11 protein-coding genes are annotated in these 12,440 nt (G+C 61.1%); 9 read left to right on the top strand and 2 right to left on the bottom strand.

Annotation, left to right across the window (positions count from 1 at the left end; all coding sequences use genetic code 11):
• Window positions 1-7 precede the first annotated feature (7 nt).
• Genes ACLH0H_RS00575 through ACLH0H_RS00540 form a run of 8 tightly spaced genes read left to right on the top strand, consistent with a single transcriptional unit; the run spans window position 8 to window position 8,902 of the window.
• Window positions 8-139 (top strand): type VI secretion protein, encoded by a 132-nt coding sequence (locus ACLH0H_RS00575; RefSeq protein WP_411380558.1) that lies wholly within the window; start codon window positions 8-10, stop codon window positions 137-139.
• A 15-nt stretch (window positions 140-154) separates the two neighbouring features.
• Window positions 155-1,324: a type VI secretion system-associated FHA domain protein TagH gene (gene tagH / locus ACLH0H_RS00570; protein WP_411380557.1), complete on the top strand. Its 1,170-nt coding sequence runs from the start codon at window positions 155-157 to the stop codon at window positions 1,322-1,324.
• Window positions 1,325-1,329: 5 nt separating this feature from the next.
• Window positions 1,330-1,830, top strand: a complete 501-nt coding sequence (gene tssJ, locus ACLH0H_RS00565; protein WP_411380556.1) for a type VI secretion system lipoprotein TssJ — start codon at window positions 1,330-1,332, stop codon at window positions 1,828-1,830.
• Window positions 1,817-3,145, top strand: coding sequence for a type VI secretion system baseplate subunit TssK (gene tssK / locus ACLH0H_RS00560; protein ID WP_411380555.1), 1,329 nt, complete (start codon window positions 1,817-1,819; stop codon window positions 3,143-3,145). Before tssJ ends, tssK begins: the two co-directional genes overlap by 14 nt.
• Window positions 3,146-3,150: 5 nt before the next feature.
• Complete coding sequence (gene icmH / locus ACLH0H_RS00555; protein ID WP_411380554.1) at window positions 3,151-4,011, top strand: type IVB secretion system protein IcmH/DotU; 861 nt, start codon at window positions 3,151-3,153, stop codon at window positions 4,009-4,011.
• Window positions 4,012-7,350: a type VI secretion system membrane subunit TssM gene (tssM, locus tag ACLH0H_RS00550; protein ID WP_411380553.1), complete on the top strand. Its 3,339-nt coding sequence runs from the start codon at window positions 4,012-4,014 to the stop codon at window positions 7,348-7,350.
• Window positions 7,347-8,060: a PP2C family protein-serine/threonine phosphatase gene (locus tag ACLH0H_RS00545; RefSeq protein WP_411380552.1), complete on the top strand. Its 714-nt coding sequence runs from the start codon at window positions 7,347-7,349 to the stop codon at window positions 8,058-8,060. Before tssM ends, ACLH0H_RS00545 begins: the two co-directional genes overlap by 4 nt.
• Window positions 8,057-8,902, top strand: coding sequence for a serine/threonine-protein kinase (locus ACLH0H_RS00540; protein ID WP_411380551.1), 846 nt, complete (start codon window positions 8,057-8,059; stop codon window positions 8,900-8,902). Before ACLH0H_RS00545 ends, ACLH0H_RS00540 begins: the two co-directional genes overlap by 4 nt.
• Window positions 8,903-8,906: 4 nt before the next feature.
• Here ACLH0H_RS00540 and ACLH0H_RS00535 read toward each other — a convergent pair whose 3' ends face one another.
• Window positions 8,907-9,236: a DUF6388 family protein gene (locus tag ACLH0H_RS00535; protein ID WP_076950542.1), complete on the bottom strand. Its 330-nt coding sequence runs from the start codon at window positions 9,234-9,236 to the stop codon at window positions 8,907-8,909.
• 284 nt (window positions 9,237-9,520) lie between these two features.
• Here ACLH0H_RS00535 and ACLH0H_RS00530 point away from each other — a divergent pair, with 284 nt between their 5' ends.
• Window positions 9,521-11,596 carry a PTS sugar transporter subunit IIC/EAL domain-containing protein gene (locus ACLH0H_RS00530; protein WP_411380550.1) on the top strand — a complete coding sequence of 692 codons (2,076 nt, stop codon included), beginning with the start codon at window positions 9,521-9,523 and terminating at the stop codon, window positions 11,594-11,596.
• Here ACLH0H_RS00530 and ACLH0H_RS00525 read toward each other — a convergent pair.
• Entirely contained in the window at window positions 11,593-12,426 is an 834-nt protein-coding gene (locus ACLH0H_RS00525; protein WP_411380549.1) for a metal-dependent hydrolase, read from the bottom strand. The genes ACLH0H_RS00530 and ACLH0H_RS00525 overlap by 4 nt on opposite strands.
• Between the last annotated feature and the right edge of the window lie 14 nt (window positions 12,427-12,440).

Below are 12,440 nucleotides of genomic sequence, written 5' to 3'. Positions count from 1 at the left end.
ATACCTGATGCCTTTTCATTCCTGGCACGCCGTGGTGCTTGTGTTGTGTGTGTTGAGCGGCTGTAACGCCAATTACGTGTTTGATGATGCTGACTACCGTCCGTTGGGCGACCCCCAGGCGGTCCGCCGTGGGCAGTAAACAAGGGGAGCTGCCATGCAATTAATTTTTGAAATCTGCAGTACCACAAGTGGTGAGCTGCCTGCTCGCAAGGCGTTTGACGGAGTGGGCGGCGTGATCGGCCGCGGAGCGGGCTGTGACTGGATCATCCCGGACGCCGATCGCTTGATTTCCAGCCATCACGGCTTGATCGGTTATCGGGAAGGCCACTACTTTCTCACCGATATCAGCAGTAACGGCATCGGTGTATCAGGCAGCATGGAACGCTTATGCAAAGGCCAGGCGCGGCTGATCGGCGACGGTGATGTGTACCAACTGGGCAGGCTGGATATTCGTGCGAGCCTGGTGGTGCGGGAACGGCAGCCGTTTGCCCGTGAGGACATGATTCCAGACGATGCTTTCCTGGGGCTTGACCCGGTCTGTGCGCTGGAGCGCGAGCATCTCGGTGGCGACTCACCGACTGAGCTGGGCGCCTCGGCGTCTTCAACGCAGGTGCTGCCCCCATCGCTATGCCAGGGCCCAGTGGATCACGATCATCTGGTCGTTCCGAAATGGGCGGAACCGGCCGAGGAAACCCTGTCTTGCGAGCCCGCCCCGGTCGTGCCTGCCTGTGGAACCTTCTGGCTGCAGTTTGCCCGCGCATTGGGCATGTCGCTGGACACGCTCGATACGCCGGCGCGTGAGGCGCTGGCAATCAAGGCGGCGGGCCTGCTCAAGCTGACCATCGAGGGCTTGCAGCAAAGTTTGCGAACCCGTGATGAGCTGCACGGCGAGTTGGACGAAGCATCAACCGTCCCGGTTCCAGGTCCTCTCAATCCGTTGAAAGACTGTGCCGACAGCCACGCAGCCATGGCGTCACTGCTGGGCGCAGGCGAGTTGAAGGCGCTCTCTGCCGAACAGGCGGTGACCCAGGTTTGTCGTGATTTGCAAGTTCATCAACTGGCGCTGGTAGTGGCCTGTCGAGCCGCTGTACGCGGTGCATTGGCTGCCTTCGCGCCCGGTCAACTGCTGTTGTGTTTCGAGCGCGAGGACAAGTCGCCCAGGTTCTTCAGTGATGGTGCCCACTGGCGGGCGTATCAACGCCACTATCGCCGGCTGACGGAAGAGGAGGCCTTCGGCGAGCAGCTGCTACGTAGAGACTTCTCCAAGGCCTACGCAGAGCAGGTTCGCCTGGTCTCCACCCTGCACGCCGGGTACCCAGGATGATGTTCATGTATCGGATTGCTGCTTCATCGATGCTGTTGGCGCTTGGCCTGCTGGCCGGCTGCAGCACCCTTTCACCTTTTTCGAGCATGACCAAACTGCACCTGACATTGGCGGCCGCTGACGAAGTCAACCCAGACCTTCACGGCCGTCCATCCCCCGTGGTGGTGCATCTGACTGAGCTACGGCATCCCGTGGCCTTTGAACACGCCGAGTTCTTCAGCCTCTACGGCAGGGCCGAACAGACATTGCCCAAGGACTGGGTCGCCAGCGAAGAGTTGGAATTGCGCCCCGGCGAACACCTGGCACTCAAGCTGAGTGTCCAGCCGCACAGCCGTTATGTCGGCGTGCTGGCGGCCTATCGAGACTTGCCCCACGTGCAATGGCGGCTGGTGCTGCCCGTGAATCCTGGGCAATTGACCCGCGCCGACGTTGTACTGGACCAGGCGGGCATCCGTATGGCAGCGCCCCACACTGACAGGACGGAGGACTCGGATGCACGTCCATAACGTTATCTGGCAAGAAGGCATGTTGCTCAGGCCTCAGCACTTGCAGCACAGCGATCGCTACTACCATCGGCAACTCAACCGTACACGCCTGTTGAACGCTGATGCCTGGGGATTCCTGAGCCTGGAGGTGGATGTGCAGTACCTCAACCTGGGCAAGATAGTGGTCAACCAGGCCAGCGGCGTATTGCCGGATGGCACCCTGTTCGAGCTCAGCGGCGCGATGGAGCCCCTGGTATTGCAGGTGCCTGCGAATGCGGGCCGACAAGCGGTGTATCTGGCGTTGCCGCTGGCGACGGCGAATCAGGTTGAAGTCCGCAGGAAGGAGCAAGGCGATGTCCTGGCGCGCTACGTAGCCTGTGAAACGCAGATCGGAGACTCCAATGCCGGCGTCGACTCGCGCTGCCAGGTCAACTGTGCACGCCCCGATTTGCGCCTGGTGTTGGGGGAGGGCCCCAGTGACCCGTTCTACGTGAAACTCCAGGTTGCCCAGGTGCAGGATTCCACCCTTGAAGGCGGCGCCAGGCTGGATGCGGATTTTGTACCGACGTTCATCTACCTCCAGGACTCGGGGTATGTGTGGTCGTGCCTCAAGGAAGTGATCAGCCTGCTGGCGACCCGCGGCGATGCGATTGCCGCGCGCATCCAGGGCAGCGGTGCCTCGGCGGGTGCGCAGGTCGGCGACTTCCTGATGCTGCAACTGATCAATCGTGCCGAATTGATGTTGCGTCACTACCTGAGTCAGGCCCAAGTGCGTCCGGAGCGGTTGTATCGGGAGCTGCTGTCGATTCTCGGCGAACTGTCGACCTTTGCCAACGACAACAGGCGCGCGCCATTGGCGCTTCAGTACCAGCATGGCGACCAGGCGGCGAGTTTCCGTGGGCTGATGGAGGGGCTTCGCGCCGCGTTGTCGCGGGTGCTGGAACAACACGCCATCGAGCTCACGCTGCAACAACGCCAGTACGGGGTGCTGGTCTGCCCGGTCAATGATCTCAAGTTACTGGGCACCGCGACGTTCGTTCTGGCGGCCACCGCCCAATGTGACAGCGAAGAGCTGCGCCACCGCCTGCCGGCGCATCTGAAGATCGGCCCCGTGGAGCGCATCCGCGAACTGGTGAACCTGCATCTGGCCGGTATCAAGGTCAAGCCGTTGCCGGTAGCGCCGCGACAGATCCCGTTTCATGCCGGCAAGACCTATTTCATGCTCGAACTCAGCCCGCGCGACATTGCGCAGTTGGAACAGTCGGGTGGTTTTGCCTTCCACGCCAGCGGCGAGTTCGCCGAGCTGGAACTCAACTTCTGGGCTATCAGGAACTGAACACCATGACTATGGACAGTGAATACCCGCAGGACGAAAAAACCGTGTTGCTTGACCGTGACGGGCTCGGACCTGCGCAGGGGCCAGTCACCGATTTTCCAACGCCGCCGCGCTTCGAGCAATTGGAAGACCGGCTGATCTATGCCGCCCGTCTGCAGGGCAGCGAGAGCTTCAAGATAAGTCCGAACATGCTGTTGGCGGCGGCGTGGGATCTGTTGTCACAGGTTGTCGACCTTAAGTTCAGTTCCGGCCGGGAAAGCCTGCAGGCGCTCAATGACCAGCTTTCATCAGGAATTAACGCGTTTGAGGCCCATGCATTGCACTTGGGCGTGCAGAATAGTCAGTTGATGTCGGCGCGCTATGTACTGTGCAGTGTCATTGACGAGGCGGTGGTTACCACGTCGTGGGGCAATCGCAGCGACTGGTCGAACAGAAGCCTTTTGAGCCGTTTTCACAACGAAACCTTCGGCGGTGAAAAGTTTTTCCAATTGCTGGAGCGTTTGTCCCGTGACCCCGTCAAGCATGTGGCCACGCTTGAATTGATGTACCTGTGCCTGTTATTGGGGTTCGAAGGTAAGTACCGGGTCATGGAGCGGGGAAGGACCCAACTTGAAGCGGTACACGACGCGGTTTATCGCCAGATCAGGCATGTGCGCGGTGACCTGCCGGCATCCATCGCGCCGCACGCGAAGAGGGCATCGCCGCCACGGCTACGCATTGTCTCAGTCACCTGGGTCGCCGTCTGCGTACTGGCCTGTTTGCTCGTGATGTATTCGGGGTTTGCCTGGATGCTGGGCCAGGAGCGCATGACGGCGCTGCAACCTTTTCAATCTGTCCCGGACGCCCTCGTAACGTTGGAGCAATGAATGAACGCATTCTTCAAGGACGCGGGTATGGTGCTGCGCAAAAGTTGGGTATGGAGCTTGCTGCTGGTGTTGTTCAGTGCACTGCTGGTGTGGTTTTTCGGGCCTTTGCTGGCGGTGGATGACCACCGTTTTTGGCGAAGCCCGACGTCCCGCTTGCTGACCATCATCGGGTTGCTGCTGATGTGGGGGCTGGCGATGGTAGGGGTGGGCGCGCGCCGCACCGCTCGGCTGCATGAGCCCGAGCACCAGGCGCGTCACCAGCGGCAGGAACTGATCAGTCATGAAATAAGACAGGTGCAAGGGCGCTTCAAGGAGGCGCTGCAGACGTTGAAAAGCTCGCGACGCTACGGCTCGCGTAGCGAGCGATGGCGCAACGAATTGCCCTGGTACCTGTTGGTTGGCGAACAAGGCAGTGGCAAGACCTGCCTGTTGGCCGCCGGTGGCTTGCAGTCTCCGCTCGACCAGGCTGAAACGGTCGCAGGCACTACGCCTTACTGTGACTGGTATTTTGCCGAGGAGGCCGTGATGGTCGAGACGGCCGGCCGCTATCTTCGCCAGCCCGATCCTTCGGTCGATGCGACGGGATGGACGGCACTGTTGGGGCTGCTCAAGTCGCGGCGCAGGGGGCGGCCGCTCAATGGCGTAGTGGTGACATTGTCAGTCGATACACTTTCAAGCAGCAATGAACATGACCTTGAACGCCATGCGCGTGACGTGCGCACCCGCCTGCATGAGATCCAGCAGACACTGCATGTGGATGTGCCGGTATACCTGGTATTGACCCAGGCGGATCGGTTAGCCGGGTTTGCGCAGTTTTTTGAAGCGCAACAGGGCGACGGCGTAGAAGAAATCCTGGGTGTGCATCTGGTCGCCGGCACGTCCGATACGGACATCGCCCAGGTGAGGGACGGGTTCGAGAGCATGTTGCAACGCTTGGGGGCGGAGCTGATCCCGCGCTTGCATCAGGAGCGAAATATCGAACGTCGCGGCCGGATGCTGGACTTCCCCCGGCACGTTGCACGCATCGGTGATCCATTGTGCCTGTTCATTGAAACCGCGTTTTCCGCGCATCGCTACCAACGCATCAATGGTCTGCGAGGGGTTTACCTGACTTGTGCGAAAACGGACGGTGTACGTCCGCATTTTGTCCGGGGCCTGTTCAATCGCGTGATATTGGCCGAGGCTGATCTCGCCGGGCTGCATACCCCGGAGCGGCAGCGTATACATCGACGCCATGGGTTGCTGGCGCTGGCCGCAACCTTGGTGATCGGCACAGCGGCGGTGTTGTGGATGCACAGTTTCTCGTTCAACCATCAGCGGCTGCTGGAACTGAGTACTCTCCAGCCCTCTGTTGCAGCGGGTTCAGACGAGAGCCTCGCGTTGCTGGCCCTGTTGGATAGCCGCCTGGCGGCGACAAAAGTCTTTGCACCGCTGACAGACGTCCGGTGGGTCGATCGGGCGGGCCTGTACCAAGGGGAGTTGACCCGCCCGCCGGTGGCCAGCGCCTATGAACAAGCCCTGCGCCTGCAACTGCTGCCCTACGTGACCAGGCTGCTCGAAGGACAGGTGCAAGGCCGCCTGGCTGACCGCGAGCGGTTGCTGGACAGCCTGCGCGCCTATCTGATGCTCAACCTGCGCGAACGACGTGATACGGCATGGTTGGCGGAGTATATGGCGGGCCAGTGGTCAACAGACCCCTCGACGCGAAAACGTCTGAATCAACACCTTGCACGGCTCCTTGAGCAGCCGTTTCTGGCGCCGTTGAATGACGAGTTGGTGGCCCAGGCCCGCCTGGTATTGCGTGGTGAGTCGCTGGCGGAGGTGGTTTACCGGACGCTGCGCGAGCAAGCGCGGAGCCTGGAGCCTTACCGCCTGGCCGAAGGTCCGGTGTTTTCGAGGGTTGAGCCACCTATACCTGGGTTTTACACCCGCAAATATCTGCAGTTCTTTGAACAGCAGGGCCCTCAATTGGTGAATGCCATCGCCCAGGATAACTGGGTGCTTGGCGAAGGCACCGACCTCAGCGTCATGGACTTACGCAAGTTGGTACTTGAGTTGGAGCAGCGCTACTTCAGTGAATATGCGGATGCATGGAGTGAGGCCCTTGGTCGGGTCAGGCTGCTCGACAGTGGCAATCTGCGACAAGGTGCGCAGCAGCTCGCAAGCCTTGCTTCGGCCCAATCGGTCTTGGTGCAATTGTTGCGGCAGGTTCGCGAAAACACGCGGCTGGTACCGCTCCTCGATCAGCTTGAGACGGTGAGCCAACCGGTCGGCGAGCTGGGCGCTGCAACGTCCAGCGTGCTGGCCCGGACGGCGCTGCCTGATACCGCTCGACGGGCCTTGCAACGCCGCTTCGAACCCTTGCATCAATTGCTCGATGAAGAGCAGAACCCCGGGGGCGAATTGGTGCAGGCCTTGCGTTTGCTTGATGAGCTGCACCTGCAATTGTCGACACTGAGCCGGCATGGTTCGCCGGAGCAGGCTGCGTTCAACATGGCCAGGCAACGCATGGATGGGCAGCAGCCGCTCCTGGGCAACCTGCGTGATGCGGCGGTCCGCTTGCCGCACCCGCTCAGGGGGTGGTTCGAAGGGATGGCCGACCAGAGCTGGCGCCACCTGCTCGAAGATGCCTACGTCTATGTGAATCAGCGGTATCAAAGCGAGCTCCATGGCTTCTACGCGAAAGCCATCCAGCGCCGATACCCGTTTGATGCCCACGCCGGCGGCGACGTTGCCCTGGGCGATTTCCAGGAGTTTTTCAAACCACGGGGGGCCATGGCGCGCTTTTATGAGGCCTACCTGCGACCGTTTGTGAGTGTCGAGGGTAACCGCTATCGCCTGCGGACCCTGGAGGGGCGCAGCCTGCCGATGTCGCGTCTGGTGCTGGAGCAGTTGGCCAGGGCGCAGGTTATTCGCCAGGGTTTTTTCAGCGAGGACCAGGGAGATTGGGCCGTGCGGTTCACGCTGGCGCCCTATAGCCTTGACCAGGCTGTCAGCCGGGCGACGCTGCGGGTGGGTAATCAGCAGTTGGAGTACCGTCATGGCCCAATCGTGCCGATGATGTTTCATTGGCCGAGCGAGGCAGAGAATGGCCGCAGCAGCCTGGTATTGGAGCGCGGTTCAGAGCGGCCGTTGGGGATCGAAAAAGACCGGGGTGCCTGGTCGTTGTTCCGATTTTTCGAGCTGATGCAAACCGAGCCTGCCAGCGGCAGGGAAGCGCTGATTCTCAAGGCTGAACTGGCGGGCCTGCGTGCCAATTACGTGTTGGCCAGCCAACGCAGCCCAAGTCCGTTCCAGATGGCGACATGGCGCACCTTCCGCCTGCCGGAGCAGTTATGAGCCCACCTTACCCTTGGCGAAGTGCCGGGCGCACGGCGCAAGGCAAGAGTCGCTCGCGCAACGAGGACGCGTTTCTCGATTGCCCGCAGCGCGGTTGTTGGGCGGTGGCCGACGGCATGGGTGGCCACCGTGCCGGAAATGTAGCCAGTCAAAGCGTAGTCAGCGGCCTTGCCGCGCTGCCAGGTCAAGGTGCCCTGGATCAGCGAATCGAGGCCGTCCGACGCTGCCTGCGAGGCCTCGACAGCCAATTGCAACAGGCCTGTGGTGTGGGCGGCGTCATGGGCAGTACCGTGGTGGTGCTGTTACTGGAGCAAGACCGCGCGGCCTGCCTTTGGGCAGGTGACAGCCGATGCTACCTATGGCGAGGGCAGCGCCTGTATCAACTGTCGCGGGACCATTCCCTAGAACAGCATTTGATGGATAAGCAGCAATTGAGTCCGCATCTGGCCCAGGCTCATCCAGGGGCAAGGGCTTTGACCCGCGCAGTGGGAGCGCGCCAGCCATTGAGCCTTGAGGTTCTTGAACTGCGCGCTCGGCCCGGGGATGTGTTCCTGTTGTGCAGCGATGGTCTGTACCAAGGCCTCAGTCACCGTGTATTGGGGAGGGCCATGAGTGCAGGAACGCCACGGCAAGTGGTGGAACAGCTGTTCAGCGACGTACTGCGGGGGCCGGCGCTGGATGACCTCACGGCCGTGGTGATCCAGCCATGAACAGCGCTGCAGGCTCACCGCAACTGCTTGTGGGACGCTATCAGCTTGAACGCGTCCTCGGGACTGGCGGCATGGGCGTGGTCTATCGCGCCCGTGACCTGTTGCATGAGGCATTCGGCGAGCCGGATTGCCGTGTGGCGCTCAAACTGTTGGGCGACAGCCTTTGCGCGTCAGCCGATGCTCATGTGTTGCTGTACAGCGAATTCGCGCTGACCCGAAGCCTGCAACATGATCACCTGGTGCGTGCGTTTTCGTTTGAGGTCGACACGGCCCACCAAATGGCATTCTTCACCATGGAAGTGATGCCTGGCCTGACCTTGGACCGCATGCTCGCGCAGTGCCCGCAGGGGCTGGCGTGGCATGAGCTGCAACCCATGGCCTTGCAATTGCTGGATGCACTCGTCTACATCCAACGCCAGGGTGTGGCGCATGGCGATGTGAAGCCAACCAATATCATGGTGGGAGAGCACGGGGTGCGCTTGTTCGATTTTGGCTTGGGCCACGCTGAGGCCCAGGCAAGGGCAGGATTGCCCGGCTTGAGCCGCAGTCGCCTGAATGCCTGGACCCCAGCGTATGCCGCACCGGAGCTGATGGCGGGAGGGCTGCCGTCGGCCAGCGCCGATCTGTATGGCGCGGCCTGTGTGCTGTATGAACTGGCCGAGGGACGCCGCCCCGATGAGCGCCAAAGCAATCTGCGCCTGCCTCGGCCCAGGCAATTGCCCAGGCAGTGCTGGCCCTCGTTGCGTGCGGCATTGGCGCCGGACCCCGAACAGCGAACCGTCTGCGCCGCCGAGCTACGTGAAGGGATGGCGGACCAGCGTCGTCGCTGGTTCATCGGGTAATGCGTCAGCCGTCCAGGTTGTGCAGTTGGCAGTATTCTTCCCAACTCATGCCCGCCATCTGCGCTACTTCCTTGTGTACCTCAAGGCGTTGGGTTTCAAAGGCGTCGGGGGATTCGGCGGTCAGTTTGAGGGTCAGCTCCCAGGCAAACAGGCCCTGGCGTTCGGCTTCGGCCTCAAAGGCTTCATGCAGCCGTTCGGCGCGATATTGCGCCAGGGTTTCGCCCTTGGCCTGGGCGGCCAACGGGTTCAGGGTGTCGAGTTCATTGGCCACATCGGGGTGTGCGTCGAGAAATCTGTCCAGCGCGAGCTGGTGGTTATCGCCGGGTGCTGACAAGGGCTTACTCCAAACAATGGCAAGGTCAGGGGGGGCGTTGAACGCCGTGGCATCGTGCGTCTTCGCGTAGTACAGACAGTACGCATTGAAGCAGATTCAGAAATTGGCTTGGACGGGAATTCAAATAAGCGCAAAAAGCAGGGAATTGCCTGTCATCCCATACGGAAAATTCACACGGACGAATGGTAAAAGGCTTTCGCTCACCGTGCCAGGACGTGTAGCGTTAGCCCGTGTTTACGGCGCTGCCTTCCAGGGACAGTGTGCGATGGGCAGAGGGATAGGTCATGGCGCAAACGCTGTTCAAGCTTTTCTTTACCCAACGGTTGGCTGCCTTGGCCAGCACGGAGTCGCTGCGAGCGATCCGCGAAGGCTTGTTGTGGATCCTGCCGTGCCTGCTGGTGTCGGCTTGCTTCCTGGTGTTGTCCGAATGTGCTCGGGTATTCGGGTTCGATCCGCAGGTGGTGGCGTTCCTGGCTGGCCTGCACAATCAGATCAGCTCCGTCATCCCACTGCTGGTGGCGGCATCCATCGGCTACATGCTGGCTATCCAGCATCGCCTGCCGCAATTGCCGGTCGCGTTTCTTTGCCTGGCCAATGTGCTGCTGGCAACGTTTATTTTGCGCGAATATCCCCGCGCTTCGGCCACCTTCGTGCTGTTCATCGCCATTGCATCACCGCTGTTGAATGTGCCGACGATGGCTTGGCTGCACCGTTACCGTTGGACCCGCCTGGTCAACGAAGAACTGGTGGGGCACAACCTGCGCGGCACGATCAATATGGTGATGCCGGGCTTCATCACCGCCTTGGCGTTGGTGGTGGCGTTGTCGTTGTTGCTGCAGGTCCCCTATGTAGCGCAGCTTCAGGGGCCGCAGGTACTCGACGCCTTGCAATCGCCTTATGGCAGCGGGCTGTTTGTGACGCTGATGAATTCGTTGCTGTGGTTTTTCGGGATCCACGGTGTGTACGCCATGCAGCCGCTGTTCGATGTGCTCGACCAGGCCGTGGTGCTGAACGGTGCCGCGCTGGCGGCGGGCGAGCCGATCAAGTACGTATTGAACGGTGGCCTGCTGGGCAGTTTTGCGTTTATCGGTGGCTCGGGCGGTGCGCTGTGCCTGCTGCTGGCGATCCTGTTGGTCTCCAAAAGCCAGTCCATGCGCCTGTTGGCAATGGCGAGTTTGCCGCTTTCACTGTTCAATGTCAGTGAAGTGTTGCTGTTCGGCTTGCCGATCATCCTCAACCCGCGCTTATTCATACCGTTTTTGATCGTACCGGCGTTGAACGCCATGGTGGCGTTGTCCGTCGTGCACATGGGATGGGTGGCACCTGCGGTGGTCAGCGTTCCGTTTACGGCTCCGGTGCTGCTCAACGCCTATCTCAGTACCCACGGCGACCTGGCGGCGGTGTTGCTGCAAGTAGCGTTGGTGGGGCTGGGCACCCTGGTGTATGTGCCGTATGTCCGCGCGATCCATCGCCAGGCCAGCGAAGGCGGCACGGTGTACCTCAAGTCCCTGGACATGACCTTCCGTGGCCTTGAGGAAAAGGGCCGGCTGCGCGAGCTGGACCCGGTGCTCGCCTCCCACAGGACCTTGGCGCGCCAGGCCAGCGAGTTCAGCCGCATCCAGCAGATCAGCGACTACGAGTTCTACCTTGAATTCCAACCGCAGGTCTCGACCCGCACCGGCCTGTGCACCGGTTGTGAAGCATTGATGCGTGCCCGTGACGCCAAGGGCACGGTGCATTCACCCTGGGAGTTCCTGCAGTGGCTGGCCCAGGCGCGGTTGATGCCGGATGTGGATGTGTGGGTGGCGTCCCAGGCGGTGCGCCAGTACCAGAAGTGGCGCAAGCTCGGCTTTGCATTGCCGATGACGATCAATGTTTCCAGCGCGACCCTGACCGATGCCGCCCATGGCGAACGCCTTGTGGAGATCCTCGCCCAAGCCCACGGCCAGGTGTCGGTGGAGATTACCGAAGAGGCGCTGGTCGGTGATATCCAGGTCACGCGCCGGACCATCCAGAAGCTGCAAGCCATCGGCGCCAAGGTCTATATCGATGATTTCGGCACCGGGTTTTCAGCCTTGAGTTACCTGCACCAGTTTCCGGTGGATTTCATCAAGATCGATCGCAGTTTCGTCGTGGCCCAGCACGACCCCAAGGGCGCCCAGGTCATGACCGGCATGCTGCGCTTCTGTGAAGCGCTGAACCTGGGCGTGGTGGTGGAAGGCGTGGAAACCGCAGAGCAACTGGCCTTTTTGAATACCGGCGCCGAACTGATTATCCAGGGTTGGTATTTCAGCAAGGCGCTGCCGGGCGATCAGTTGGAGGGTTTCGTGCGTGAGCGCGCCGCCCTGGCGCGGAGCTAATACCCGCGCTGGGTCTGCTCGATCTCTTCGACCAGCTCATCAATGCCCGCCAGGCGCGCACGGTTGTCGTGGTCCCAGGGGTGAAATCCGGGCTTGAAGTAGTGCAGCCATGGCACCACCATCCGTGGGAAAACCCCCTTGGGCCCATACAGAAATTTCAACATGCGCCAGAAACCCTTCAGATGCCCTCCCGACTTGCGGTCGGCCATCAGCAGGCGCAGGTGGAAATCGAATACCACCAGCCAGAACAATAGCGTGGTGGTCAGCATGGTCCCGGTACGCAACAAGTAGCGCTTGGGGCCAGGCTTGATTACGCGGTTCCAGACATCGAAGGCCACGGCCTTGTGTTCGGTCTCCTCAAGGGCGTGCCAATACCACATTTGCTGGTAGCCCTTGAGTGAGTCTCCGAAGCGTGACGGGTCGCTCAGCAGTATTTCTGCAAGCATCGCGGTGTAGTGCTCAAGGGCAATGGTCACTGCCAGGTTGAAGGACGGCGGCAGGTGTTTTTTCTGCAGGTCGAGGATGAATTTCAGCCGGCGGTCCAGGGTGTGCGCCGGCAGGCCAGCCGCCTGCAAAAGGTCGTTGTAGGCCACGTGCTCACGGCTGTGCATGGCCTCCTGGCCGATAAACCCCTGGACCGCCTTCTTCAGCTCGGGATCGTCGATGCGCTGGCGGTAGTGGCGCACGCTGTCCATGAAAAACAGCTCACCCTGTGGGAATAGCAGCGACAGGGCATTGAAGAAATGCGTGATGAACGGGCCCTGTTCATGCCAGTCCTTGATGCGCTCGGCGGGCAGGGCGAAACGGATGTCTCGGCGGATCGGCAACATAATGCGTGCTCCTG

It is taken from the genome of Pseudomonas sp. MPB26 (genome assembly GCF_046605355.1).
GTDB classification, from domain to species: Bacteria; Pseudomonadota; Gammaproteobacteria; order Pseudomonadales; family Pseudomonadaceae; genus Aquipseudomonas; species Aquipseudomonas cedrina.
Note: the sequence above shows the minus strand (reverse complement) of the source record. Positions and strands in the feature narration are given on the sequence as shown.

Coding starts and splice junctions, on each gene's coding strand:
- ACLH0H_RS00575 (WP_411380558.1), top strand. CDS start 8: ATGCCTTTTCATTCCTGGCACGCCGTGGTGCTTGTGTTGTGTGTGTTG.
- tssJ (WP_411380556.1), top strand. CDS start 1,330: ATGTATCGGATTGCTGCTTCATCGATGCTGTTGGCGCTTGGCCTGCTG.
- tssK (WP_411380555.1), top strand. CDS start 1,817: ATGCACGTCCATAACGTTATCTGGCAAGAAGGCATGTTGCTCAGGCCT.
- ACLH0H_RS00540 (WP_411380551.1), top strand. CDS start 8,057: ATGAACAGCGCTGCAGGCTCACCGCAACTGCTTGTGGGACGCTATCAG.
- ACLH0H_RS00530 (WP_411380550.1), top strand. CDS start 9,521: ATGGCGCAAACGCTGTTCAAGCTTTTCTTTACCCAACGGTTGGCTGCC.
- ACLH0H_RS00525 (WP_411380549.1), bottom strand. CDS start 12,426: ATGTTGCCGATCCGCCGAGACATCCGTTTCGCCCTGCCCGCCGAGCGC.
- ACLH0H_RS00545 (WP_411380552.1), top strand. CDS start 7,347: ATGAGCCCACCTTACCCTTGGCGAAGTGCCGGGCGCACGGCGCAAGGC.
- icmH (WP_411380554.1), top strand. CDS start 3,151: ATGACTATGGACAGTGAATACCCGCAGGACGAAAAAACCGTGTTGCTT.
- tagH (WP_411380557.1), top strand. CDS start 155: ATGCAATTAATTTTTGAAATCTGCAGTACCACAAGTGGTGAGCTGCCT.
- tssM (WP_411380553.1), top strand. CDS start 4,012: ATGAACGCATTCTTCAAGGACGCGGGTATGGTGCTGCGCAAAAGTTGG.